The organism is Massilia sp. DD77 (genome assembly GCF_036961685.1).
In the GTDB taxonomy this organism is placed as follows: domain Bacteria; phylum Pseudomonadota; class Gammaproteobacteria; order Burkholderiales; family Burkholderiaceae_D; genus Telluria.
On the sequence record NZ_JBAMDH010000056.1, the window covers coordinates 1 to 24,867 of the forward strand.

The 24,867-nt window shown below is 66.3% G+C and carries 26 protein-coding genes and 1 pseudogene; 11 read left to right on the forward strand and 16 right to left on the reverse strand.

Going from position 1 to position 24,867, the window contains the following annotated elements:
* The 4 genes from rsmA to V7778_RS23370 all read right to left on the reverse strand — a co-directional run.
* Window positions 1-747: 16S rRNA (adenine(1518)-N(6)/adenine(1519)-N(6))-dimethyltransferase RsmA (gene rsmA, locus V7778_RS23355; protein WP_335559744.1), on the reverse strand; the 747-nt coding region annotated here is incomplete at its 3' end.
* Between the two features lie 13 nt (window positions 748-760).
* Window positions 761-1,807 (reverse strand): 4-hydroxythreonine-4-phosphate dehydrogenase PdxA, encoded by a 1,047-nt coding sequence (gene pdxA / locus V7778_RS23360; RefSeq protein ID WP_335559746.1) that lies wholly within the window; start codon window positions 1,805-1,807, stop codon window positions 761-763.
* 4 nt (window positions 1,808-1,811) lie between these two features.
* Window positions 1,812-3,218: a peptidylprolyl isomerase gene (locus tag V7778_RS23365; protein WP_335559748.1), complete on the reverse strand. Its 1,407-nt coding sequence runs from the start codon at window positions 3,216-3,218 to the stop codon at window positions 1,812-1,814.
* 29 nt (window positions 3,219-3,247) lie between these two features.
* A complete protein-coding gene (locus tag V7778_RS23370; protein ID WP_335559750.1) occupies window positions 3,248-5,527 on the reverse strand; it encodes an LPS-assembly protein LptD in 2,280 nt (759 codons plus the stop codon).
* A 96-nt stretch (window positions 5,528-5,623) separates the two neighbouring features.
* On the opposite strand from V7778_RS23370, the gene V7778_RS23375 reads away from it, so the two are divergent.
* The 4 genes from V7778_RS23375 to V7778_RS23390 are packed head-to-tail and all read left to right on the forward strand — an operon-like array spanning window position 5,624 to window position 9,903.
* Entirely contained in the window at window positions 5,624-6,682 is a 1,059-nt protein-coding gene (locus V7778_RS23375; RefSeq protein ID WP_335559752.1) for an aminoglycoside phosphotransferase family protein, read from the forward strand.
* 10 nt (window positions 6,683-6,692) lie between these two features.
* Window positions 6,693-7,418, forward strand: a complete 726-nt coding sequence (gene murU, locus V7778_RS23380) for an N-acetylmuramate alpha-1-phosphate uridylyltransferase MurU (protein ID WP_335559755.1) — start codon at window positions 6,693-6,695, stop codon at window positions 7,416-7,418.
* Complete coding sequence (pepP, locus tag V7778_RS23385) at window positions 7,415-8,761, forward strand: Xaa-Pro aminopeptidase (RefSeq protein ID WP_335559757.1); 1,347 nt, start codon at window positions 7,415-7,417, stop codon at window positions 8,759-8,761. Before murU ends, pepP begins: the two co-directional genes overlap by 4 nt.
* Window positions 8,758-9,903: a UbiH/UbiF/VisC/COQ6 family ubiquinone biosynthesis hydroxylase gene (locus V7778_RS23390; protein ID WP_335559759.1), complete on the forward strand. Its 1,146-nt coding sequence runs from the start codon at window positions 8,758-8,760 to the stop codon at window positions 9,901-9,903. The genes pepP and V7778_RS23390 overlap by 4 nt, the downstream gene beginning before the upstream one ends.
* A 20-nt stretch (window positions 9,904-9,923) precedes the next feature.
* Here V7778_RS23390 and V7778_RS23395 read toward each other — a convergent pair whose 3' ends face one another.
* From V7778_RS23395 to V7778_RS23410, 4 genes are read right to left on the reverse strand one after another with little or no spacing between them, the layout of a single operon-like run.
* Entirely contained in the window at window positions 9,924-10,145 is a 222-nt protein-coding gene (locus V7778_RS23395) for a DUF7661 family protein (RefSeq protein ID WP_335559760.1), read from the reverse strand.
* A 2-nt stretch (window positions 10,146-10,147) separates the two neighbouring features.
* Window positions 10,148-11,617: an NAD(P)(+) transhydrogenase (Re/Si-specific) subunit beta gene (locus tag V7778_RS23400; protein ID WP_335559762.1), complete on the reverse strand. Its 1,470-nt coding sequence runs from the start codon at window positions 11,615-11,617 to the stop codon at window positions 10,148-10,150.
* The gene (locus tag V7778_RS23405) at window positions 11,614-11,931 is read right to left on the reverse strand and encodes a proton-translocating transhydrogenase family protein (protein ID WP_335559764.1); all 318 of its coding nucleotides are present in this window, start codon (window positions 11,929-11,931) and stop codon (window positions 11,614-11,616) included. The genes V7778_RS23400 and V7778_RS23405 overlap by 4 nt, the downstream gene beginning before the upstream one ends.
* Window positions 11,932-11,947: 16 nt before the next feature.
* The gene (locus tag V7778_RS23410) at window positions 11,948-13,060 is read right to left on the reverse strand and encodes a Re/Si-specific NAD(P)(+) transhydrogenase subunit alpha (RefSeq protein WP_335559766.1); all 1,113 of its coding nucleotides are present in this window, start codon (window positions 13,058-13,060) and stop codon (window positions 11,948-11,950) included.
* A 248-nt stretch (window positions 13,061-13,308) separates the two neighbouring features.
* Here V7778_RS23410 and V7778_RS23415 point away from each other — a divergent pair, with 248 nt between their 5' ends.
* Together V7778_RS23415 and mnmA are read left to right on the forward strand one after the other, a co-directional pair.
* Window positions 13,309-13,791, forward strand: coding sequence for an NUDIX hydrolase (locus V7778_RS23415; protein WP_335559767.1), 483 nt, complete (start codon window positions 13,309-13,311; stop codon window positions 13,789-13,791).
* Window positions 13,763-14,911, forward strand: a complete 1,149-nt coding sequence (gene mnmA / locus V7778_RS23420) for a tRNA 2-thiouridine(34) synthase MnmA (protein WP_335559787.1) — start codon at window positions 13,763-13,765, stop codon at window positions 14,909-14,911. Before V7778_RS23415 ends, mnmA begins: the two co-directional genes overlap by 29 nt.
* Before the next feature lie 163 nt (window positions 14,912-15,074).
* Here the strand turns inward: mnmA and V7778_RS23425 are convergent, their stop codons facing one another.
* The 3 genes from V7778_RS23425 to V7778_RS23435 are packed head-to-tail and all read right to left on the reverse strand — an operon-like array spanning window position 15,075 to window position 16,941.
* Window positions 15,075-15,473: an ANTAR domain-containing response regulator gene (locus tag V7778_RS23425; RefSeq protein ID WP_335559769.1), complete on the reverse strand. Its 399-nt coding sequence runs from the start codon at window positions 15,471-15,473 to the stop codon at window positions 15,075-15,077.
* Window positions 15,474-15,488: 15 nt separating this feature from the next.
* Window positions 15,489-16,265 carry a 5'-3' exonuclease gene (locus V7778_RS23430; protein ID WP_335559771.1) on the reverse strand — a complete coding sequence of 259 codons (777 nt, stop codon included), beginning with the start codon at window positions 16,263-16,265 and terminating at the stop codon, window positions 15,489-15,491.
* A gap of 4 nt (window positions 16,266-16,269) precedes the next feature.
* A complete protein-coding gene (locus V7778_RS23435) occupies window positions 16,270-16,941 on the reverse strand; it encodes a glutathione S-transferase family protein (protein ID WP_335559772.1) in 672 nt (223 codons plus the stop codon).
* A gap of 227 nt (window positions 16,942-17,168) precedes the next feature.
* Between V7778_RS23435 and V7778_RS23440 the strand changes: the two are divergent.
* Together V7778_RS23440 and V7778_RS23445 are read left to right on the forward strand one after the other, a co-directional pair.
* A pseudogene (locus V7778_RS23440) lies at window positions 17,169-17,556 on the forward strand (DUF72 domain-containing protein); the annotation flags it as partial.
* A 173-nt stretch (window positions 17,557-17,729) separates the two neighbouring features.
* On the forward strand, window positions 17,730-18,116 hold the full coding sequence (locus V7778_RS23445; protein ID WP_335559774.1) for a COG4315 family predicted lipoprotein: 387 nt from the start codon (window positions 17,730-17,732) through the stop codon (window positions 18,114-18,116).
* Window positions 18,117-18,128: 12 nt separating this feature from the next.
* Here V7778_RS23445 and V7778_RS23450 read toward each other — a convergent pair whose 3' ends face one another.
* From V7778_RS23450 to V7778_RS23460, 3 genes are read right to left on the reverse strand one after another with little or no spacing between them, the layout of a single operon-like run.
* The gene (locus V7778_RS23450) at window positions 18,129-18,377 is read right to left on the reverse strand and encodes a DUF6587 family protein (RefSeq protein ID WP_335559775.1); all 249 of its coding nucleotides are present in this window, start codon (window positions 18,375-18,377) and stop codon (window positions 18,129-18,131) included.
* Window positions 18,378-18,379: 2 nt separating this feature from the next.
* Entirely contained in the window at window positions 18,380-20,257 is a 1,878-nt protein-coding gene (feoB, locus tag V7778_RS23455; protein WP_335559777.1) for a ferrous iron transporter B, read from the reverse strand.
* Window positions 20,258-20,260: 3 nt separating this feature from the next.
* A complete protein-coding gene (locus V7778_RS23460; RefSeq protein ID WP_211522289.1) occupies window positions 20,261-20,518 on the reverse strand; it encodes a FeoA family protein in 258 nt (85 codons plus the stop codon).
* 270 nt (window positions 20,519-20,788) lie between these two features.
* Between V7778_RS23460 and V7778_RS23465 the strand changes: the two genes are divergently transcribed.
* Window positions 20,789-20,998, forward strand: coding sequence for a (2Fe-2S)-binding protein (locus V7778_RS23465; RefSeq protein ID WP_211522290.1), 210 nt, complete (start codon window positions 20,789-20,791; stop codon window positions 20,996-20,998).
* A 95-nt stretch (window positions 20,999-21,093) separates the two neighbouring features.
* Entirely contained in the window at window positions 21,094-21,567 is a 474-nt protein-coding gene (gene bfr, locus V7778_RS23470; RefSeq protein WP_211522291.1) for a bacterioferritin, read from the forward strand.
* Window positions 21,568-21,798: 231 nt separating this feature from the next.
* Here bfr and V7778_RS23475 read toward each other — a convergent pair whose 3' ends face one another.
* A complete protein-coding gene (locus V7778_RS23475; RefSeq protein ID WP_335559781.1) occupies window positions 21,799-22,743 on the reverse strand; it encodes a PfkB family carbohydrate kinase in 945 nt (314 codons plus the stop codon).
* Window positions 22,743-23,357, reverse strand: coding sequence for a glutathione S-transferase C-terminal domain-containing protein (locus tag V7778_RS23480; RefSeq protein WP_335559783.1), 615 nt, complete (start codon window positions 23,355-23,357; stop codon window positions 22,743-22,745). Before V7778_RS23480 ends, V7778_RS23475 begins: the two co-directional genes overlap by 1 nt.
* Before the next feature lie 146 nt (window positions 23,358-23,503).
* On the opposite strand from V7778_RS23480, the gene purB reads away from it, so the two are divergent.
* The coding region (gene purB, locus V7778_RS23485) for an adenylosuccinate lyase (protein WP_335559785.1) at window positions 23,504-24,867 on the forward strand (1,364 nt) is incomplete at its 3' end.

Sequence of the window (24,867 nt, forward strand, 5' to 3'; positions counted from 1 at the left end):
CACGTACTGCTCCAGCGTCACCGCCTCCGGACGGGCGCCCGGGTCGATGCCGGCTTCCACCAGCTGGGCTTCGGTGAACATGCCGGCCACGCAGTTGCGGATCACCTTGCGGCGTTGCGAGAAGGCCTTGGCCACCACCTGTTCCAGCCTGGCGCCATCGACGGCCAGCCGTTCGCGCTTGGGGATCATGCGCACGATCGCGGAATCCACCTGCGGCGGCGGGTCGAAGGCGGTCGGCGGCACGATGAACATCAGTTCCATGTCGTAGCGCCACTGCAGCATCACGCTCAGGCGGCTGTAGGCCTTGGTGCCCGGCTCGGCCACCATGCGCTCCACCACTTCCTTCTGCAGCATGAAATGCTGGTCCTCGACCTGGTCGGTAAACTCCGCCAGGTGGAACAGCAGCGGGCTGGAGATGTTGTACGGCAGGTTGCCGACCACGCGCAGCTTCTGCCCTTCCGGCACCGGGATCGCGCCGAAGTCGAACTTGAGCGCGTCGCCCGAGTGGACCGTGAGGCGCTCGCGCGGATAGGCTTTTTCCAGGCGCGTCACCAGGTCGCGGTCCAGCTCCACCACGTGCATGTGGTCGAGCTGCTTGAGCAGCAGCGCCGTCATCGCGGCCAGCCCCGGGCCGATCTCGACCATCGCCTGGCCGCGGCGCGGCGCGATGGCGTCGATGATGTTGTTCAGGACGTTGGCGTCGGTCAGGAAGTTCTGGCCGAAGCGCTTGCGTGCGACGTGTTTCATACTTTCTTTCTTGTTAATTCTTCTTGGATGCGGCCACCATCTGCATGGCGGCGCGGATCGCCTCTTCCATGCTGCCGCAGTCGGCCAGGCCCAGTCCCTGGGCCGCCAGGTCGAGCGCGGTGCCGTGGTCGACCGAGGTGCGGATCAGGGGCAAGCCGAGGGTGACGTTGATGCCGCGCCCGAAGGTGGCGTACTTGAGCACCGGCAGGCCCTGGTCGTGGTACATCGCCAGCACGCAGTCGGCGTCCTTCAGGTAGCGCGGCTGGAACAGGGTGTCGGCCGGATACGGGCCGCGCGCATCGATGCCGCGCGCGCGCGCGCCCGCCAGGACCGGCGCGATGACCTCGATCTCCTCGCGGCCCAGGTAGCCGTTCTCGCCCGCATGCGGGTTCAGGCCGGTGACCAGGATGACGGGCGCCGCGATGCCGAACTTGGTGCGCAGGTCGGCGTCGATGATGTCGATCACCTGCGCCAGGCTGTCCGGCGTCAGCGCCGCCGGCACGTCCTTGAGCGGCAGGTGGGTGGTGGCCAGGGCCACGCGCAAATAGGGCTGGTCATGCCCGGGCGCGCCGGCCAGCATCATGACCACCTTGGGTGTGCCGGTTTTCTCGGCCAGGTATTCGGTGTGGCCGGAAAAGGCAATGCCGGCATCGTTGATGGTGCTCTTCTGGAGCGGAGCGGTGACGATGGCGTCGAACCAGCCCTGTCCCACGCCTTCGATCGCCAGGTCGAGCGTGGCCAGCACCGCGCGGCCGTTCTCGGCGTCCAGCTTGCCGGGTACCACATGGGCCGCCAGCGGCACGTCGATCACGGCCAGGCGCTCGGGGCCGAAGTGCGGCAGGCCGCCGTTGCGCAGGGCCTGGGTCGACAGCGCCGACAGGCGGATGCCTGGATCGATCAGGCTGGCGGTGAGCGCCAGGAAGGCGGCGTCGCCGACCAGCACGCAGTTGGCCTGCTGGCGCAGCGCCCACGCCGCCCTGATCGCGATCTCGGGACCGATGCCGGCCGGTTCGCCGACCGTGACGGCAAGCGTCGGCCGGGGCGCGAGCGGCGCGGCCATGGGTTTACTGCTCCTCGCGGAACTCGACGTAGGCGCGGTCGCGGAGCTGGCGCAGCCAGTCTTCCATCGCTTCCTGCATCTTGCGCTCGCGGATGACGTTGCGCGCCTGGGCGCGTTCCTTCTGCTGGGTCACGTCCTGGCTCTTGCGCTCGGCCACCTGGATCAGGTGGAAGCCGTATTGCGACTGCACCACGTCCGAGACTTCGCCCAGCTTGAGGGTGTTCATCGCGTTCTCGAACTCGGGCACGGTGTCGCCCGGTTCCAGCCAGCCCAGGTCACCGCCCTTGCTGGCCGAACCGTCCTGCGAGTGCAGGCGCGCCAGTTCCTCGAAGGTGGCGGCATTGTTGGCCATCTTTTCCTTCAGCTCCAGCAGCTTGCGCTTGACCTCGCCCTCGGTCATGGTCGGCGTCGGCTTGATCAGGATGTGGCGCGCGCGGGTCTGCTGCACCACCGCCTTGTCGGTCGACTCGGCCAGCGAGCGCTTGTTGCTCATCTTGAGGATGTGGAAGCCGACATTGGTCTTGATGATCGGGGTGATCTGGCCCGGCTGGAGCTTACGCAGCTCGCCCGCGAACAGCGGCGGCAGGCGGTCCGGGTCGCGCCAGCCGATCTCGCCGCCCTTCAGGGCGTCCGGGGCGTCGGAATAGGTGGCGGCGGCCTTGGCGAAGTCGGCGCCGGTGCGCAGCTGGCGCGACACTTCCTCGGCCCGCGCGCGGCGCGCGGCGATCTGCTCGGGCGAGGCGTTCTCGGGCACGCGCACCAGGATCTGGGCGATCTCCATCTCGACCTTCTCGGCGGCGGCGGTCTTGGCGGCGGTCAGGTAGGTATCGATCTCGGCTTCGGAAATCTGGATCTTGCTGTCGACCTCGTGCTCGCGCAGGCGCTGCAGCATGATCTCGTTGCGCACGTCTTCGCGGAACTGGGCGAAGGTCATGCCTTCCTTTTCCATCTGGTTGCGCATCTGCTGCACCGACATCTGCTGGCCTTCGGCGATGCGGCCGATGGTGGCGTCGAGGGTGCGGTCATCGATGCGCACGCCCATTTCCTTGGCCAGCTGGACCTGGGCGCGTTCGACGATCATCGATTCGACCACCTGGCGCTCCAGGGTGGCCTGGTCCGGCAACTGGGCGTTGCGCGCCTTCAGGTTCTGCGCGACCTGGGCCACGCGGCCCGCCACTTCGTTCTTCGTGATCACTTCGTCATTCACGACGACGTGAATCGAGTCGATCACCTTGGCGCTGCTGGAGGCCGGCGGCAGGAAGCCGCTGCCCGGCTTGGCCGCGGCCGGCGCAGTCGCCTGGGCAGCCTGGCCGGATTGGGCCAGGACCTGGCCCGCGGTGAGCGCGCACAGCAGCGCCGCGGCGAGCGAGAGGGCTCGCGTATTCTTGTGCAAACGGGTAGTACGCATCATCTGGAAAGCACTCATTCAGGATGTTTCAATCACGGGCGGCCGACGTTCGAATTCAGCCGCGTATAGCCCGGGATGCTCTTGTTGAACGTCTCGAGCGGGTTGTTGCCCAAGCTGAGGCGCGACAGGCCGGTGAGCTCGAGCTGGAAGAAGATCGGCGTCGACGTGGTCTGGGCCGCGGTCACGAACCGCTGCGCCCCCATCCGGAGCACCCAGCAATCGGCCTTGTACTCGAGACCGATCAGGCTCTCGATCAGCTTGCCGCCCCGCGAGGGGTTGGTCGCCTGCCCCACGCCGTAGGACTTGAGCGCATAGCTGATCCGGCCCACGCCATACCAGCGTTGCGAGATCGGCCACTGGGCCGACAAGTCCACGTTGCGGAAGCTGTCACGCTGATAACGGTACTCCGCGTTCACCACCTTCATCCGTCCCGGCGTCCACTGCACCCCCGCGTTCGAGCTGTACAGGCTACTGCCGGTTGCGTCGTATTGTACGCCGCTATCGAAGCTCCAGGTCTCGGAAATGCGGCCCGATGCCGCCAGCAGCACGTCCGAGCGGCTCTGGTGCAGGGCTTCGCCCGGCAGGCGCACGCGCGGCTCCTCGAAATAGAGGCGCTGGCCGAAGGCCAGGCGCAGGCGCTCGGCGCCGTCCGCCTGGATGAAGCGCGAGACCACGGCGGCGGTCAGCTGGTTGGCGTCCGACACCCGGTCCAGGCCCACGTAGCGGTTCTCGCTGAACAGCTGGGCGTAGTTGAAGCCGGCGCGGCCGGTGTCGAACACCGGGATGTCGTCCTGGTCCTTGTACGGCGTGTAGACGTAGAACAGGCGCGGCTCCAGGGTCTGGGTGACGGCGCGCCCGAACAGCGAGCCCTCGCGCTCGAACACCATGCCGCTGTCGAGCGAGAAGGTGCCCACCGAGCGCGACACCTTGGTCGGCAGGCGGCTGCCGTCGGCACGCAGCCCGCCGTTCGGAATGTGGTCGTAGTCGACGTCGTACTTGGCGGCGTTGGCGATCAGCTTCGGGGTGACGAACCAGCCCGGGCGCACGATCGGATAGCTCAACTGGGCCACCGTCACGGCGCGGTTGCCGCGTACCAGGTCCGGGTGCCAGAAGCGGGTCGCCTCGGCGTCCACCGCCCAGTCGAAGCCGGCCACGTCGTAGCGTCCGGCGTGGAAGTTAATCTGCGGCAGGCGGTCGTAGGGACGCGGCACCGTCAGGCTCGGATTGGCCGCCGCGGCCGGGTCCTGCAGCACCTGGTAGTTCTGGGCGCGCGCGGACAGGCTCCAGTACTGGCCGGAATAGTCGGTGCGCAGCTCGCGCAGCAGCTGGCGCTCGGCCGAGGCCGAGACCGTGCGCGAGAAGTCGGACGGGTATTCGTTGTCGGATGCGCCATGCAGGTTCCAGCCATACGACCAGTTCGGGCGGATCGCCTGGTTGTGCAGCGAGTCGGCGCGCCAGCGCGTGGTATCGGTCTTGCGGTCGCTCGGCAGCACCTCGACGTGGGTCTCGCCGTTGTAGGTGGCGCCCAGGTAGCGGCCGGTCGCGCCCAGCTGCAGGCCGCGGTCGAACATCATGCGCGGGTACAGGGTCAGGTCGCGATTGGGCGCGATGTTGACATAGTAGGGCACCATGATCTCGGCCTTGCCCTGCGAGCCGAAGCCCACCGAGGGCGGCAGCCAGCCGGAGCGCCGTTCGCCCGACAGCGAGAACGAGAGCGCGGGCGTGCCCAGGATCGGCACGTCCTTGAAATAGATGACGGTCTTGCCGGCGGTGCCGACGTCGCGCCCGGTGTCCAGGCGCAGGGTGCTGGACTTCAGGTACCAGTCCGGGTCGGCGCCTTCGCAGGTACTGTAGGTGCCGTCGCGCACCACGGCCTGCTGCTCGCCGAGGAAGTCGATGCGGTCGGCGCGGCCCTGGCCGTTATTCGCCTGCAAACGGTATTGCGGATGGAGCACCCAGCCTTTGCCGGTCTCGAGGTTCAGCTGCAGGGCGTCGCCCTTGTAGCGGTCGCCGAAGCGCCACATGTTGACGTTGCCACTGGCCGTGACCTCGTCCTCGACCCGCATGTAGCAGGCGGTATCGGCGGTGAGGCCGGTCTGGCCGCGCTGGAGCTCGACATTGCGTTCGAGGTTCAGCTGGCGGTCGGGGCGGCCGTTGATTTCTTCGGCCTTGATGACGATCGGCAGATCCTGCTCTTCGGTCTGTGGCGCTGGAGAAACACCTTGCGCCCAGGCCGGGACCGCGGCGGAAACCAGTGCATAGAGCGCGAGCGTCTGCCGCGGGGGGAAAGGTTGGGCCGTAAACCAGCTCATGAACGTTCTGCGTGCACCATAAAGGGCGGTATTTTTTAAATGAATCCCTTATTATAGGGGAATTACCTCAACCAACCGGATTCACCAGGCTGCTTCATGTCTTCTTTGTATCAAACTTCCCCTTCTTCCGCCGACCGGGATGCACGCCTGGCGCAGCTGAACGCATGGCTGGCGACGACCGGCCTGGTGGACGTGGGATCGGGCCGTCCCGCCTCGGCCGACGCCAGCTTCCGCCGCTACTTCCGCTACGACGTAACGCCCGCGCTGCGTGACAAACTGGGCGCCACCCTGGTCGCCATGGACGCCCCGCCGGAGCGCGAGAACGTGCCGGCATTCATCCACGTCCAGGGCCTGCTCACCGCCGCCGGCGTGAACGCCCCGGCGATCGTCGCGCGCAAGGTCGAAGACGGCTTCCTGCTGCTGTCCGACCTGGGCACCACCACCTACCTGGCGCGCCTCAATCCGGACAACGCGGCCTTCATGTATTCGGACGCGGTCGACGCCCTGATCAAGTTCCAGCTCACCAGCCAGCCGGGCGTGCTGCCCGAGTTCGACCGCGCCTTCGTGCTGCGCGAGATGAACCTGTTCCCCGAGTGGTACATCGGGCGCCACCTGAACGTGACCCTGGACGAGAAACAGCAGGCGACGCTGGATAAAGTGTTCGAGGCGATCACCGCCAACGTGCTGGCGCAGCAGCAGGTCTTCATGCACCGCGATTTCCATTCCCGCAACCTGATGTTCCTCGACCAGAACAACCCTGGCGTGCTGGACTTCCAGGACGCGGTCTACGGCCCGGTCACCTACGACCTGGCCTCGCTCCTGCGCGACGCCTACATCCAGTGGGACGAAGAGATCGTGCTGGACTGGGTGGTGCGCTATTGGCAAAGCGCCAAGCAGGTGGGCCTGCCGGTCAATCCGGACATCGACGCCTTCTACCGCGACTTCGAATTCATGGCCCTGCAGCGCCACCTGAAAATCCTCGGCATCTTCTGCCGCCTGAACTACCGCGACAACAAGCCGCACTACCTGGGCGACCTGCCGACCGTGATGGACTACGTGCGCAAGACGGCCAACCGCTATACCGAACTCAAACCGCTGCTGCGCCTGCTCGACGCGATCGAGAACAAGGGCCAGCAAGTCGGCTACACCTTCTGACGGACACGCCATGAAAGCGATGATTTTCGCCGCCGGCCGCGGCGAGCGCATGCGCCCGCTCACCGACTCCTGCCCCAAGCCCCTGCTCAAGGTGCGCGGGCGCCCGATGATCACCACCCACGTGCTGAACCTGGTGCGCGCCGGGATCACCGAGATCGTCATCAATCACTCCTTCCTCGGCCACATGATCGAGGAAGAACTGGGCGACGGCAGCCGCTTCGGCGCGCGCATCGTCTACTCGCACGAGCCGGCCCCGCTGGAAACCGCGGGCGGCATCGCCAACGCCCTGCACCTGCTGGGCGACGAGCCTTTCCTGGCCGTGTCGGGCGACATCTACGCGCCCTATTTCGACTTCTCGCAGGCCTTGGACGCATTGAAGGACAAGGACATGCTGGGCATTCCTTATCCGGAAGACAAGCGCGACATCGCCTGGCTGTGGCTCACGCCGAATCCCTGGCATAACCCGGAAGGCGACTTCGCGCTCGACATGTACACCCTCAGGAACGAGGGGCCGTCCAAGTGGAACTTCGCCGGCATCGGCGTCTACCGTCCCGAGATGTTCGAGGGGATCAAGCCCGGCGACTTCGTCAAGTTCGGTCCCCTGATGCGCAAGTACATCGACCTGGGCCGCGTGGGCGGCGAACTGTACGAAGGCCAGTGGGTCAACGTCGGCACCGTGCGCCAGCTGGAAGAACTCAACGCGCCGCTGGGGTCGGTGGTGCGCGTCGCGCCATGACCGTGGGCCTGGCCCACTACACCGAGCGGCGCGCGCGCCTGGCCGCACAGATGCAGCCGGGATCGGTGGCGGTGCTGGCGACCGCGCCCGAAGTGGCGCGCAACGCCGACAGCGACTACCCCTACCGCCACGACAGCTATTTCTATTACCTGACCGGTTTCGCCGAGCCGGAGAGCGAGCTGGTGCTGGTCGCCGCGCAAGGCGGGCAGCCGGCGCGCTCCATCCTGTTCTGCCGCGAGAAGAACCGCGAGCGCGAGATCTGGGACGGCTTCCGCCACGGTCCCGAGGATGCGCGCCTCGTGTTCGGCTTCGACGAAGCCTGGCCGATCGGCGAACTCGATGCCAGGATGGCGTCCCTGCTCGCCAACGTCCCCGCCCTGTACTACGCGCTCGGCCACAGCGCCGCGCTGGACGCCCAGGTGGCCGGCTGGCTCAAGGCCGTGCGCGCCCAGGGCCGCAGCGGCGTCACCGCACCAAGAACCGCCCACCACCTGTTCGGCATCCTCGACGAGATGCGCCTGCTGAAGGACGAGCACGAACAAGGCCTGATGGGACGCGCCGCCCTCATCTCGGCCCAGGCCCACGTGCGCGCCATGCGCGCGGCGCGTCCCGGCATGGCCGAGTACGAGCTCGAGGCCGAGCTGCTGCACGAGTTCCGCCGCAATGGCGCCCAGTTCCCGGCCTATACGCCCATCGTGGCCTCGGGCGCGAACGCCTGCGTCCTGCACTACAACGCCAACGACCGCCGCATGCTGGACGGCGAACTGGTCCTGATCGACGCCGGCTGCGAGTTCGACGGCTACGCCGCCGACATCACCCGCACCTGGCCCGTCAACGGACGCTTCAGCGCGGCGCAGCGCCGCCTATATGAACTGGTGCTGCAGGCCCAAGCGGCCGCCTTGGCCGCCATCGTGCCGGGCCGCCCCTACAGCGCCATGCACGACGCCGCCGTCGACGTGCTGGCCCAGGGCATGCTCGACCTGGGCCTGCTCGACAAGGGCAAGTTCGGTTCGGCGCAAGCCGTGATCGCGGAGCGCGCCCACCAGCAGTTCTACATGCACGGCACCGGCCACTGGCTGGGCATGGATGTGCACGACGTCGGCGCCTACCGCGACGTGACGGCAGCCGGCAAGCCTTCGCGGCCGCTGGCGCCGGGCATGGCGCTGACCGTGGAACCGGGCATCTACGTGCGCCCGGGCCCCGGCGTGCCGGAAGAATACTGGCACATCGGCATCCGCATCGAGGACGACGTGATCGTCACCGGCACCGGCTGCCGGGTCCTGACCGGCGCCGCGCCCAAGGGCGTGGACGAGATCGAAACCCTGATGCGGGAGGCACGATGAGCGAGGCGCTGGACGTCGACGTGGCGGTGTGCGGGGCGGGGCCCGTGGGCCTGGCGCTGGCCGCCTTCCTGGTGCGCCGCGGCGTGGCGGGCGAACGCATCGTGCTCGTCGACGGCAAGTCGCTGGGCCAGGCGATCTCGGACCCGCGCTCGATCGCCCTGTCCTGGGGCAGCGTGCAGCTGCTGGAGGAAGTCGGCGCCTGGCCGCTGGCCGCCACGCCGATCCACCAGATCCACGTCTCGCGCCGCGGCCAGCTGGGGCGCAGCCTGATGGACCGCCACGAGCACGGCTTGCCGGCGCTGGGCTATGTCACGCGCTACGGCGCGGTGGTCGACGCCCTGGCGCGCGCTGCGGAACGCGCCGGCGTGGCCGTGCTGCGCCCGGCACGGGTGGCCTCCTTCGACGAACAGGGCGAGGGCGTGGAACTGCGGCTGGACGACGGCCGCACGGTGAAGGCGCGGGTAGCGGTGCAGGCCGAGGGCGGGGTGTTCGGCCAGCAGGACGACAAATCCCGGCGCCGCGACTACGAGCAGACCGCCCTGATCGCGCGCGTGACGGTAAGCCAGCCGGCGGTCCACCGCGCCTTCGAGCGCTTCACCGACGAAGGCCCGCTGGCCCTGCTGCCGCAGGACGACGGCGACGGCCACCAGTACGCGCTGGTGTGGTGCATGCGCCCCGAACGCGCGGCCTCGGTGCTGGAACTGGGCGACGATGGCTTTCTGGCGCAGCTGGGCGAGGCCTTCGGCGCCCGCCTGGGCCGCTTCACGGCGGTCTCGCCGCGCGTCGCCTTCCCCCTGGGCCTGAACGCCGAAGCCCGCGCCAGCGCGCGCACGGTCGCCATCGGCAACGCCGCGCAAACCCTGCACCCGGTCGCGGGCCAGGGCCTGAACCTGGGCCTGCGCGACGCCGCCGTGCTGGCGCGCGAACTGGGCCGCGGGGTCGATTCGTCCGCCATCGGCAAGTTCATGGACGCGCGCGCGCAGGACCGCACGCTGACGATCGGCGTAACCGATGCGATGGCGCGCGCCTTCATCGGCGGCGGTCCGCTGCAGCCCTTGCTGGGCCTCGGTCTGGCGGCGCTGGATGTGGTGAAGCCGGCGCGGATGCTGCTGGCCGACCTGATGATGTACGGCCGCCGGTAGGGTCGGCGGAGCCGCCAACCCTACCGTCGCGAAAGTTCGTCGACCGTGTTGTGCTTCGGCGTGGCGTCCTCGTGGAACAGATCCGCCAGGTACTCGCGCAGGCCGTCTCCGGCGATGTCCGCGGGGACGATGAAGTCGGCAGGCCGGCGCTTACCCTCCGCACCCAGGTACCAGGCCTGCCACTTCCCTTCCGCTCCGCTCACGGCAACCAGGGTGCCGAACACGTTGAAGCGGAATTCCACCGCTACTCCACCGCCTTGACCATCGCCTCGATCACCTTCTTGGCGTCGCCGAAGACCATCATCGTGTTCGCCTGGTAGAACAGGTCGTTGTCCAGGCCCGCGTAGCCCGATGCCATCGAGCGCTTGTTGACGATGATGCTCTTGGCTTTATAGGCCTCCAGGATCGGCATGCCGGCGATCGGCGACTTGGGATCCTTGGCCGCCGGGTTCACCACGTCGTTCGCACCCAGCACCAGCACCACGTCGGTCTGGCCGAATTCGCCGTTGATGTCCTCCATCTCGGCCACCTGGTCGTAGGGCACCTCGGCCTCGGCCAGCAGCACGTTCATGTGGCCCGGCATGCGCCCCGCCACCGGGTGGATCGCGTAGCGCACCTGCACGCCATGCTCCGTCAGCTTGTCGACCAGTTCCTTCACCGAGTGCTGGGCGCGCGCCACCGCGAGGCCGTAGCCCGGGACGATGATCACGCTTTCCGCGTTCTGCATGATGAAGGCCGCATCCTCCGCCGATCCCGACTTGACCGGGCGCTGTTCCTTGGCGCCGCCCGTGTCCACGGATGCCTCGCCGCCGAAGCCGCCCAGGATCACGTTGAAGAAGGAGCGGTTCATCGCCTTGCACATGATGTACGAGAGGATCGCGCCGCTCGAACCCACCAGCGAACCGGCGATGATCAGCATCGAGTTGTTCAGCGAGAAGCCGATGCCCGCCGCCGCCCAGCCCGAGTAGGAGTTCAGCATCGACACCACCACCGGCATGTCGGCGCCGCCAATCGGGATGATGATCAATACGCCCAGCACGAAGGACAGCGCGGCCATGATCACGAACGGGGTCCAGGCCGGCTCGATGCCGTCGGCGAAGCAAAACACCAGTCCGAGAGCGATGATGGCGATGGCAAGCAGAAGGTTCAGGATGTGCTGGCCGGCGAAGCGCACCGGCGCGCCCTGGAACAGGCGGAATGTATATTTGCCCGACAGCTTGCCGAAGGCGATCACCGAACCGGAGAAGGTCACCGCGCCGACGAAGGTGCCGATGAAGAGCTCGAGCCGGTTCCCGAAGGGCAGCGGCGTGGTGCGGGTGGCGATGTTGAAGGCCCAGGGTTCGGACACGGCGGCCACCGCGATGCAGACGGCGGCCAGGCCGATCAGCGAGTGCATCGCCGCGACCAGTTCCGGCATCTTGGTCATCTCGACCCGCTTGGCGGCGACCGCGCCGATGGCGCCGCCCACCACCACGCCCAGCAGCACCAGCGGGAAGCCCATGCCGCCGCCGGTGGTCGCACTACTGGCCAGCTCGGCCTGGAGCTTGAAGATCAGGGCCACCGTGGTGAGCACGGCGATCGCCATGCCCGCGATGCCGAAGCTGTTGCCCATGCGCGCGCTGCTGGGGGAGGACAGGCCCTTGAGCGCCTGGATGAAGCAGACCGAGGCGACCAGGTAGAGCAGCGTGACGACGTTCATGCTGATGAAGTTCATGCTCCACCCTCTTTCTTGGCGGCGCCCTTGTCCTTCTTCTTGAACATCTCCAGCATGCGCTGGGTGACCATGAAGCCGCCGAACACGTTGACGGCGGCCAGCGCCACCGCGACCGTGCCCGCGACCTGGCCGACCATGCCTTCGGTGAGGCCGGCGGCCAGCATGGCGCCGACGATGATGATGGCCGAGATGGCGTTGGTGACCGCCATCAGGGGCGTGTGCAGCGCCGGGGTGACGGTCCAGACCACGTGGTAGCCGACGTAGATCGCCAGCACGAAGATGATCAGGTTGATGATGGTATGGCTGATTTCCATGCTTCCCTCTTCTTCCTTATTTACGCAGCACTTCGCCGTTCGCGCACACCAGGGTGGCGCGTACGATCTCGTCTTCGCGGTCGATGAAGAACTTGTCTTCCTTGTCGATCACGAGCTTGAGGAAGTCGAGCACGTTGCGGGCGTACAGGGCCGAAGCATCCGCCGCGACCATGGCCGCCAGGTTCGGCTCGCCGATGATGTGCACGCCGTGCTTGACCACGGTCTTGCCCAGCTCCGTGAGCGGACAGTTGCCGCCCTGCTCGACCGCCATGTCGACGATCACCGAGCCCGGCTTCATTGCCTTGACCGTGTCTTCGGAAATCAGGACCGGCGCCTTGCGGCCCGGGATCAGGGCGGTGGTGATGATGATGTCGGCCTGCCTGGCGCGCTCGTGGACCAGCTCGGCCTGGCGCCGCATCCAGTCGGCGGGCATCGGGCGCGCGTAGCCGCCCTCGCCCTTGGCGATCTCGCGCTCCTCGTCGGTCACGTAGGGCACGTCGATGAACTTGGCGCCCAGCGACTCGACCTGTTCCTTCACCGGCGGACGCACGTCCGAGGCTTCGATCACGGCGCCCAGGCGCTTGGCGGTGGCGATCGCCTGCAGGCCGGCCACGCCCACGCCCATGATCAGGACACGCGCGGCCTTGACCGTGCCGGCGGCCGTCATCAGCATGGGCATGAAGCGTCCGTAGGTGTTTGCGGCCAGCATTACGGCCTTGTAGCCGGCGATGTTGGCCTGGGACGACAGCACGTCCATCGACTGGGCCCGCGTGATGCGCGGCGCCGCTTCCAGGGCGAAGGCCGTGATGCCGCTGGCGGCCAGCAGCCCGGTGTTGTCGGCGTCGAAGGGATTCAGCATGCCGACCAGCACCGCCCCCTGCTTCATCTGGGCGCGCTCCTGGTCGTTCGGGCTGCGTACCTTGAGCACCATGTCGGCGCCCAGCGCAGTTGCCGCATCGACAATGCTCGCTCCGGCCGCTTCATAGGCCGCATCCGGTACCGACGCCAGGACACCGGCGCCGCTCTGCACCAGGACCTGGTGCTTGGCGGCTAGTTTCTTGACGGTTTCCGGGGTTGCTGCCACCCGGGTTTCGCCCGGCCGTGTTTCGGCCGGTATGCCTATCCTCATGAATCCCCCCAAGCTTTGGAATGAACTGTCTTCCAATCTATCATGTAATTACGACCATTGCTCTAGAATAAATATTCTTCAAACAACATGGGATTGTGGCGAGGAGTTTGCTAGCGAACCAGTCGAATTACCGTAGAGTTTGTTGTAAATCAAGCTTGTAGCGACAAGCAAGCGTACTGAAGAGGTTGGCGGCTGAGCAGAGCTGCCTTAGGTCAAGGTAGAATGTCGGCTCATTTTCAAGGACAGGCATGACCGATATCTTCAAACCATCAGTTACCGTGGCCGCGATCATCGAACGCGATGGCCGTTTCCTGCTGATCGAGGAGGAGACGAGCGAAGGCATCAAGCTGAACCAGCCGGCCGGCCACCTCGACCCGCACGAGTCCCTCGAGCAGGCGGTGGTGCGCGAGGCGCTGGAGGAAACCGCGCACGAGTTCATTCCGCGCGCGCTGGTGGGCATGTACATGTCGCGCTATCACTCGAAGTCGCGCGGCGCCGATGTGACTTATCTGCGCTTCACCTTCTGCGGCGACCCCGGGCGCCAGCTCGACCAGCCGCTGGACGAAGGCATCCTGCGCACCTTGTGGATGACACGCGACGAAATCGCCGCCACCGCCGAGCGCCACCGCAGCCCCATCGTGCTGCAGTGCGTCGACGACTACCTGGCCGGCCACCGCACCCCGCTGCACCTGCTGTACACCCATCCGTCGGTGTTCGAGGGCGGCATCTAAAGAATACGGAAACACCATGAGCAAGAAAAAAGTCGTGATCGGGATGTCGGGCGGCGTCGACTCCTCGGTCGCGGCGTGGATGCTGAAGGAACAGGGCTATGAAGTGATCGGCCTGTTCATGAAGAACTGGGAAGACGACGACGATTCCGAGTACTGCTCCACGCGCCAGGACTGGATCGACGCGGCCAGCGTGGCCGACGTGGTCGGCGTGGACATCGAAGCCGTCAACTTCGCCGCCGAATACAAGGACCGCGTGTTCGCGGAATTCCTGCGCGAGTACCAGGCCGGCCGCACGCCCAATCCGGACGTGCTGTGCAACGCCGAGATCAAGTTCAAGGCCTTCCTCGACCATGCGATGAAGCTGGGCGCCGACCTGATCGCGACCGGCCACTATGCGCGCGTGCGCCAGAACGGCGCCAAATTCGAGCTCCTCAAGGCGCTCGACAGCACGAAGGACCAGAGCTACTTCCTGCACCGCCTGAGCCAGGCGCAGTTGTCGAAGTCGCTATTCCCGCTGGGCGAAACGCCCAAGACCGAAGTGCGCAAGATCGCCGAGAAGCTCAAGCTGCCGAACGCGGCGAAGAAGGACTCGACCGGCATCTGCTTCATCGGCGAGCGCCCCTTCCGCGACTTCCTGAACCGCTACCTGTCGTACAAGCCGGGCCCGATGAAGCTCGACGACGGCACCGTGGTGGGCGAACACGTCGGCCTGTCCTTCTACACCCTGGGCCAGCGCAAGGGCATCGGCATCGGCGGCCTGAAGTCGCGCAAGAACGCGGACGGCACCAGCGAGCCCTGGTTCGTGGCGCGCAAGGACATCGAGCAGAACACCCTGTACATCGTGCAGGGCCACGACCATCCCTGGCTGCTGTCGAATCGCCTGGAAGCCGGCCAGGCCAGCTGGGTCGCCGGCGAGGCGCCGGAACCGCGCCAGCTCTCGGCCAAGACCCGCTACCGCCAGGCCGACGTGGCCTGCAGCGTCCAGGCGCAAGGCCTGGACCGCTTCTCGCTCGACTTCGCCGAGCCCCAATGGGCGGTGACGCCGGGCCAGTCGGCCGTGCTGTATGACGGCGACGTGTGCCTGGGCGGCGGGATCATCGACAGCAAGTCGGGTATCTGATACCGCTGCCGTTTTAGTTAGCTGAAAAGCCGTCATCCCCGCGCAGGCGGGGACCCAAGTTCTGTTGGCGTCACTGGTGCGCGTGCAAATTGGGTCCCCGCCTGCGCGGGGATGACGGTTTTAAGCGTAACTAAATACCTACCGCTAGCGCCCGATCCTAGTTTCAACCCGCGCCGCCAGGCGCCCCTTGCTGTTTCTTCACCCACGCCACCACCGTATTGCGGATGGTCTTGAGCACGGTATCGGCCTTGAAAGGCTTGACGATGAAACCGTGCACCCCGCGCGCCAGCGCTTCCTGCACCGCCTGGGCGTCGAGCGTGCCGGAGACGATGAAGACCAGGGTCTTGGGCAGTTCGGCGCGCAGCTGTTCGACCACGTTGCTGCCGTCCTCGACCTGCTCGCGCGCGATGCAGATGAAATGGGGATGGTGCCTGAGCGCGAGCAGGTAGGCCTGCGCGCTGGTATGGGTCTGGCCGACCACGTTGTAGCCGCCGTCGGTCAGCACGGTATTCAGCAGTCCGCGCGCTACCGCGCTCGAATCCACGATCAATGCCTTGAGCATCGCGTCCAGTCCCTTCTAAAACGATTCATAGGCAAGCATGTTCCAGGTGACGCCCAGCTTGACGTCGAGCTTGAGCCGCACCAGCTCGCGCGAGACCTGGAGTATCTCACGCTCGGCGCGCAGCCTTTCGCCGAGCGGGGTCTTGAGGATGCCGGCGCCGGCCACCACGGCGTCCAGGCTGCCGTAGGCGTTGAGCAGGCGCGCCGCGGTCTTCATGCCGATCTTCGACACCCCCGGCACGCCGTCGGTCGGGTCGCCCATCAGCGCCAGCAGGTCGTGCAGCAGTTCGGGCGCGACGCCGAAGCGCTGGCGCACCCAGGCGTCGTCGTGCCACTCGCCCTTGAAGTGGTCCCAGACCAGCGCGCCGTGCGCGATCAGCTCGTGCAAGTCCTTGTCGGTGGTGGCGACAATGGCCTCGCCCCGCCCTTCCGACAGCCAGCGCATCACGCCGGTGCCGATCACGTCGTCGGCCTCGACCCCGGGGATCGTCAGGACGTGCAGGCCGGCCGCGCGCAGGCGCTCGTGGAACTCGGGCAGCGCCGCGCGCAGCTCGGCGGGCATGGCGGCGCGGCCCTCGCGGTAGCGCGGATAGAGCGCGTGGCGCCAGGTCTCGCCGCCGTAGTCGAAGGCGGCCAGCACATGGGTGGGCGCATGCGTCTCCAGCAGGTTGCGGAAGGACGAGAAGGCGTGGCGCAGCGCGATGCCGGCCTTCAGGTCCGAATCCGGTTCGGGACTGGCTTCATACACGCGGCGGACGATGTTCAGGCCGTCGATGGCGAGCAGCTTTGCCATGCTCTTACTTCACCAGCTCGTACTTTCCGCCGCGTTCTAGGGCACGCTGGTAGGCCGGGCGGGCGTGGATGCGCTCGAGGAAGGCGGCCAGCTTCGGGTACTTGCCGTCCAGCCCTCCGCGCGAGCTCGATGCTTCCAGCGCAAAGCTCATCTGGATGTCGGCGGCGCTGAATTCCTCGCCGGCGAACCAGGTCGACTTGTCCAGCTCGGCCTCGAGGAAGTCGAGCTGGCTGCGGATATTCGGCAGGATGAAGTCCTTCTTGACCTTGCGCGCGATCGCGCCCGCGATCGGACGCACGAAGAAGGGCATGGGGCCGTGTTCGATGCGGTCGAAGATGAGCTTCAGCAGCAGCGGCGGCATGGCCGAGCCTTCGGCGAAGTGCAGGAAATAGGTCCAGCGCAGGCGCTCCGGCGAATCCTCCGCCGGCGCCAGGCGCCCGTTGCCGTAGCGCTTGACCAGGTACTCGACGATGGCGCCGGATTCGGCCACCACGGTGTCGCCGTCGCTGATCACGGGCGATTTTCCCAGCGGATGCACGGCCTTGAGCTCGGGCGGGGCCAGCATGGTCTTCGGGTCGCGCTGGTACTTCCTGATCTCGTAGTCCAGGCCGAGTTCTTCGAGCAGCCACAGGATGCGCTGCGAGCGCGAGTTGTTCAGGTGGTGGACGAGGATCATGGCGGTGGACGTGGGTGGGGACGGGCGACAGCTTAACACTGTTGTGTGCTTGTAAAAAGTGAGGGGGGCCTCTACAGCCAACCATCGGCCAGTACCGCTCGCCCGTCGTCCCGGCGCAGGCCGGGACGACGGTCTTGGGGCTTCGGGCCGCCGTCCGGCTGCGTGGCTTTCCCCTGCCTCGGTGCGACAACGCACGATCCCCCCTCCGCCCCGGTGTATCTTGCCCGATGAGCGGCGCAACCTACATCGGCATTTCCGGCCGGCGCTACGTCCCTGGCGCGGCAAGTTCTATCCTCCCGGGCTGGCCCAGCACCGCGAGCTGGAATACGCCGCGCGCCAGCTGCCGGCCATCGAGATCAACGGCTCCTTCTATTCGCTGCGGCGCCCGCCAGCCACGCCGCCCGGCTTCGTGTTCGCGGTCAAGGGCAACCGCTTCCTGACCCACATGCTGCGCCTGCGCGGCATCGAGGCCTCCTGGCGAATGTGCTGGCCTCGGGTGTGTTCGAGCTGCGCAAAAAGCGCGGTCCATTCCTGTGGCAGTTCACGCCCAATTTCGCCTTCGCGCCGGAGCGCTTCGAGCGTTTCCTGCCGGTGCTGCCGCAGGACACCGACGCCGGCCCTGGCCGCGCGCGACGTCTTCGGCTACTTCGACGACGACATCGAGGTGCACGCCCCCTGCGACGCGCGGCGCCTGAGCTAGGCTGTTGCGGAATCGCCAAGCGATGCCTCAAGCGGCGCGTAGCGCGCTAGAATGGCTCGGCTGTCCTTCCCAACTCTTGGAGCTTGCGATGAAGACTATGCATATCGGCACTACCTTGATGGCCCTGCTGCTGGCCGGCCCCGCGCTGGCATCCGATCGTTCCCCGCTGCGCATGGCGAACGGCGTGCTGGTCGACGCCAAGGGCATGACCGTCTACACCTATGACAAGGATGCGTCCGCCGCCGGCAAGAGCGTCTGCGTCGAGATGTGCGCCAGGAACTGGCCGCCGGTGGTGGCCGGCGACATGCGCGTGGAGGCGCCTTACGCCACGATCACGCGCGAGGACGGCAGCAAGCAGCTCACCCACGAGGGCAAGCCGCTGTATACGTTTATCAAGGACAAGAAGGAAGGCGACCGAACCGGGGATGGGGTCGGCGGCGTCTGGCACGTCGTCACCGACGCCAAGAAAAAGTAGCCCAGGCGCCGCTCAGCGGCGCTCGTGCAGCTTGATGACGCGGTGCTTGTTGCCGGCGGGCGGCTGGGGGGCGGAGGTGTCGCAGGTATTGCAGCCGCCACAGCTGCCGGAGGTGTCGAGCCAGCGCGCCAGCCTGGAGCGCTGCATGCCGCCTTTCGTCAAGCGCTGCACCAGCCAGCGGCGCCAGTCCGCGGGCAGGTAGCGCGCGCCCAGGTAGAGCGCGGCGAACACGACGATGATGCCGGCGGCCAATTCCTGCATGCTCAACCTCCGAGCGCGAGCGCCACGCGGTAGGTGATGAAGGAGGCCGCGTAGGCCAGCGCGAACATGTAGCCGGCCATGATGAAGGCGTAGCGGCGGCTGCCGGTTTCGCGGCGCACCGTGGCCAGAGTAGCCAGGCATTGCGGCGCGTAGACGTACCAGGCCAGCAGCGACAGGCCGGTGGCCAGCGACCAGCTTTGCGCGATCATCGGCGCCAGGGTGTCGCCCACTTCGTCGCCGCCCGCCAGGGCGTACACGGTGCCCAGCGCGGCCACCGCGACTTCGCGCGCGGCCATGCCCGGGATCAGGGCGATCGCGATTTCCCAGCCGAAGCCGATCGGCTCCAGGACCACGGCCAGGGCGCGGCCCAGCATGCCGGCCACGCTGTAGTAGATCGGCGGATGGACGGCGTTGTCGGGCGCGCCCGGGAAGCTCGACAGGAACCAGAGCAGGACCATCATGGTCAGGATCACGGTGCCGACGCGCATCAGGAAGATCTTGGCGCGTTCCCACAGGCCGATCGCCAGGGTGCCCAGGTGCGGCCAGTGGTAGGACGGCAGTTCCATCATCAGCGGCTGCTGGGTGTAGCTGCTGCGGCGCTTGAGGAACCAGGCCACCGCCATTGCGCTCACGATGCCGGCAAAGTACAGCACGAACAGCACCAGGCCCTGCAGGTTCAGGAAGCCGGCCACTTCGCGGTCCGGAATGAAGGCGGCGATCAGCAGCGCGTAGACCGGCAGGCGCGCCGAGCAGGTCATCAGCGGCGCGATCATGATGGTGGTCAGGCGGTCGCGCGGGTTCTGGATGGTGCGCGCCGCCATCACGCCCGGAATCGCGCAGGCGAAGGACGACAGCAGCGGAATGAAGGCGCGTCCCGACAGGCCGACGCTGCCCATCAGGCGGTCGAGCAGGAAGGCCGCGCGCGGCAGGTAGCCGCAGTCTTCCAGGATCAGGATGAAGAAGAACAGGATCAGGATCTGGGGCAGGAATACCAGCACGCTGCCGGCGCCGGCGATGACCCCGTCCACCAGCAGGCTGCGCAGCGGGCCTTCGCTCATCCAGCCGCCCACCGTCTGGCCGAGGGCGGCGACGCTGGCGTCGATCATGTCCATCGGCGCGGCGGCCCAGGTGAACACGGCCTGGAACACCAGGAACATCAGCACCGCCAAAATCGCCGGACCGGCCACCGGGTGCAGCACCACGTGGTCGATCTGTTCGGTGAAATTGCCCTTGTCGTTGGCTTCCGAGACGCTCAAGCCGAGGATGCGGCGCACTTCGCGCTGGGTCTGCTCGACCGGCACCTCGTCGATGGCGGACAGGGGATTCGGCGTCACCGGACCGTCGAAGGGCATGGCGTCGAGGGCGGCCAGCAAGGCCTGTTCGCCGCCGGCCTGCACGGCCACGGTCTCGACCACGGGCATGCCCAGTTCCTGCGAGAGTTTCGCGGTGTCGATGGCGATGCCGCGCTTCTTGGCGACGTCGACCATGTTCAGCGCCAGCACCATCGGCAGGCCAAGGCGGCGCAATTCCAGCACCAGGCGCAGGTTCAGGCGCAGGTTCGTCGCATTGACGACACACAGGATGGCGTCGGGGGTCTGTTCGCCGGCGCGCAGGCCGCCCACCACGTCGCGGGTGATGACTTCATCCGGGGTCTGGGCGTTCAGGCTGTAGGCGCCGGGCAGGTCGAGCACGCGGAAGGCGCGGCCGGCCGGCGAAATGAAGCTGCCTTCCTTGCGTTCGATGGTGACGCCCGCGTAGTTGGCGACCTTCTGGCGGGCGCCGGTGAGGCGGTTGAACAGCGCGGTCTTGCCGCAGTTGGGATTGCCGAGCAATGCGACCAGGGGCGTGCGCGACGCCACCTGTTGTTCCATGACACCCATTGCTTATTCCGGCTGGATCGACACCAGGGCCGCTTCGAAGCGGCGCAGCGCGAAGGTGGACTGGCCGACCTTGACGGCCAGCGGGCCGCCCAGCACGCGCTTCAGCACACGGATGCGCTCGCCCGGCACGAAACCGAGTTCCATCAGACGGCGCTGGACATCGACGCCACCCTGCTGCGCGTGCGGTGCCAGGTGGATGACGGTGGCGCTCTGGCCCGCTTTCAGCGAGTCGAGGGTGGTGAGGCTGGGGGCAAGAGTCATGGTCGCGTCCGGTGCGGTAGGCGGTGTACGGAGTAAATAGTGATGCGCTGATGAGACAGATACTAGCATCATAAACCTAAATGCGAATTATTTCTATTTGCAGGTTGATATTGCATGAAAGAAAGGCAGATGTTTTGACGCGACACCCCAAAATTTCGCTTGCCTTGACGGTCGAGTTTACGGAAAATGGCAACGCAAATGAGAATGATTCGTATTTTATAGACGAATTTTCAAGAGCCATTTTCACCACTTCGCCAGGAACCGATTCACATGATCGTCTGCGTCTGCAACAACATCTCCGACCGCGAAATCCGCCAGGCGGTCGACCTCGGCATTTCTTCCGTGGCCGAACTGCACCGCGAACTCGGTGTGGGCACGATGTGCGGCAAGTGCGTGAGCTATGCACGCGAGGTGCTGACCGAGCACCTGGAAAGCAAGACGGTCGTGACCGAGCTGCGCCGCGTGGCGCAAGCCGCCTGATCTCTCTCCTCGGCCCCGCTCCCACGGGGCTTTTTTTCGCCGCCCCACCCCGCTGGTTTGCTATGATGTGAACATCACATCAACAAAGGCTTTCCATGAAGGGCGATCCCAACATCATCCGTCTGCTGAACGCACAGCTGACCAACGAACTGACCGCGATCAACCAGTATTTCCTGCATGCGCGCATGTACCGCCACTGGGGCTTCGAGCGCCTGGCGAAGAAGGAATACGACGAGTCGATCGGCGAGATGAAGCATGCGGACAAGCTGATCGACCGCATCCTCATGCTCGACGGCCTGCCGAACCTGCAAGCCCTGCACAAGATCCTGATCGGCGAGTCGACCCAGGAAATGCTCGAGTGCGACCTCAAGCTCGAGCGCGGCGCCCAGGTAACGGTCAAGGAAGGCATCGCCGCGGCCGAGGCCGCGCAGGACTACGTGTCGCGCGACCTGCTGCTGGTGATCCTCGAGGATACCGAAGAGCACATCGAGTGGCTGGAGACGCAGCTGGATCTGATCGTCAAGATCGGGATTCAGAATTACCTGCAGAGTCAGATGAATCCTGAGTAAGGTGTTTTCGGTGCAGCCGGCGCGTTGATGCGTTGCCGGCTGTGCTGAGAAACTTGGGTTCCCGCCTGCGCGGGAATGACGGTCTTGAGGGTAACGCATGGAACAGCATTACTGTCTGATCAGGCCAACTCCTTATGCACGTCATTCCCGCGAAGGCGGAACAATGCCACTGGCATTGCTCCGCCCAAGTTTGCTTGATTAGCTGCTAGTTCAATCCGCAGCCACGACGCCCTACCTCCAGCGCGTCATCCACTTGTCGTAAAACCCCAAATCCCTCGGCACTGCCCCCGGAATCGCGCAGATCGCCCCAGCGAACTCGTTGGCGCGCGACAGTGTCTGTTCCAGGTCCCAGCCGCGGATACGCCCCAGCAGGAAGATCGCCGAGAACGCGTCCCCCGCCCCCACCGTGTCGATGACGAAAGGCGGCGCCGGGTTGTCGCGGTGGTTGATCACCTGTCCGCTTGACCCGAAATAGACCGAACCGCGGTGCCCCAGGGTGACGATCAGCCCGTCGAGCGAAAACATCTGCAGCAGCGCCTGGCACGAGGCGTGCACCTCCTCGGCCGACAGTTGCGGATCCTCGGGACGGATCTGGAAATACCACTGGAACAGGGCCTGCAATTCCTCTTCGTTGACCTTGACGATGTGGGCCGCCTGCAGCGAGCGCGTCACGCAGCGCTCTTCGACCTGGCCGTCGCGCAGGTTGAGGTCGAGGAAGCGCAGCGCGCGGCTAGCGTCGAGTACCGCGGTCAGGGTGGCGCGCGAATGCTCGTTGCGCTGGGCCAGGGTGCCGAAATAGAGCATGCCGGGCTGGGCCTGCTCGACGGCCGCCACGGCCTGCTCGCGCTCGATGAAGTCGTAGGCCTGGTTCGGCAGGATGGTGAAGCGGTGGCCGCCGCGCGCGCCGCGTTCGACCAGCACCCGGCCGGTTTCTTCCATGGCGTCGACCTGCAGGCCGGCTTCGCTCATGGCGAAGCGTTCGAATTCCGCGCGCACCAGCTGGCCCAGGCGGTCGTTGCCGATCCGGGTGATCATCAGCTGCGGCGCCATGAAGGCGGCCAGGTGGCGCGCCACGTTGAACGGCGCGCCGCCGACCACCTGCTCGGTGCTGAAGTCGTCGACCAGGGCCTCGCCGAAGATGGCGGTGAGCGGCGACGCGGTAACGGCGGCGCCCATTATGCGAGGAAGGGAACGGTGTCCTTGAAGGACGAACGTTCGGACAGCTTGTCGAACAGGCGCGCCAGGTTCGGGTAGTCGTCGCGCCAGGCCACTTCAGGGAAGCGGAAGGCGAACCAGCCCAGCGCGCAGCCGACGGCGACGTCGGCCAGGGTGTATTGCTTGCCCATGCAGAAAGGCGCCTCGCCCAGGCCCTCGGACATCACGCGCAGGCCGGCGTGCACCTTGGTCCACTGGCGGGCTATCCACTCCTGGCTCTGCTGGTGCTCGGGACGGAGGGTCTTTTCCAGGCGCACCAGCACGCCGGCATCGAGCACACCGTCGGCCAGCGCTTCCCAGACCTTGACCTCGGCGCGCTCGCGGCCGTTCGGCGGCAGCAGCTTGCATACGGGAGTGAGAGTGTCGAGGTATTCGGCGATCACGCGCGAATCGTAAATGGTGCTGCCGTCCTCCATGACCAGGCAAGGCACCTTGCCCAGCGGATTGGTCTGCTGGATGGTGGTCTCGGGCGCCCAGACGTTTTCCTGGACAAAGGTGAAGTCGAGCTTCTTCTCCGCCATCACGACACGGACCTTGCGGACAAAGGGGCTGGTGACAGAACCGATGAGTTTCATACACGTTCAGGGAATGGAAGTGGTAGCAGTATAACATCGCCCTCCGGCGAAAAGTCTGCGCCCCGCCGCATGGCGGATGCGCCGCGCACAAGCTGGCGACAGGCGGCCGGTGGTAAAATCCGCGTTTTTGCACACTCCCCGCCGCCATGACCTCTACCGCTCCTTCTCCTACCCTGTCGGCCCTGTCCCCCCTGGACGGGCGCTATGCTTCCAAAACCGACAAGCTGCGCCCGATCCTGTCGGAAGCGGGCTTCATGCACCACCGCGTGAAGGTCGAGATCGCGTGGCTGCAGGCCCTGTCGCAAGCCGGCTTCGCCGAGATCAAGCCCTTCTCCGCGGAAGCGAACGCTCACCTCGACAAGATGGCCGCGCAGTTCGGCGAGGCTGAGGCAGCCCGCATCAAGGAAATCGAGGCGGTCACCAACCACGACGTCAAGGCGGTCGAGTACTGGCTGAAGGAACAGGTCAAGGACGTGCCGGAACTGGTCGCGGCCAGCGAATTCATCCACTTCGGCTGCACCTCGGAAGACATCAACAACACCTCGCACGGCATGATGCTGAAAGCCGCGCGCGACGGCGTGCTGCTGCCGTCGCTGAACACCATCATCGCCAAGCTGACCGAGATCGCGCACACCAATGCCGCCCTGCCGATGCTGTCGCGCACCCACGGCCAGACCGCCAGCCCGACCACCCTGGGCAAGGAATTCGCCAACGTGGTCGCGCGCCTGCAGCGCGCGGTCAAGCGCATCGCGGACGTGGAAATCCTGGGCAAGATGAACGGCGCGGTCGGCAACTACAACGCCCACCTGTCGGCCTACCCGGGCTTCGACTGGCCGGCCTTCTCGAAGGACGTGATCGAGAACCGCCTTGGCCTCACGTTCAATCCCTATACCATCCAGATCGAGCCGCACGACTACATGGCCGAGCTGTTCGACGCGATCGCGCGCACCAACACCATCCTGCTCGACCTGAACCGCGATATCTGGACCTATGTCTCGCTGGGCTACTTCAAGCAGAAGCTGAAGGCCGGCGAGATCGGTTCGTCGACCATGCCGCACAAGGTCAACCCGATCGACTTCGAAAACTCGGAAGGCAACCTGGGCCTGGCGAACGCGGTGCTGCGCCACATGGCCGACAAGCTGCCGGTCTCGCGCATGCAGCGCGACCTGACCGATTCGACCGTGCTGCGCAACATCGGCGTCGGCTTCGGCTACGCGCTGCTGGCCTACGACAGCTGCCTGCGCGGCCTGAACAAGCTGGAAGTGAACGCCGCGCGCCTCGAGGCGGACCTGGATGCGAACTGGGAAGTGCTGGCCGAGCCGGTGCAGACCGTGATGCGCCGCTACGGCATCGAGAATCCGTACGAGCAGCTGAAGGAACTCACCCGCGGCAAGGGCATCACCCGCGAAGCGCTGCAGGAATTCATCGGCAAGCTGGCGGTGCCGCAGGAAGCCAAGGATCTGCTGCTGCAAATGACGCCGGCGAACTACACGGGCCTGGCTGCCGAACT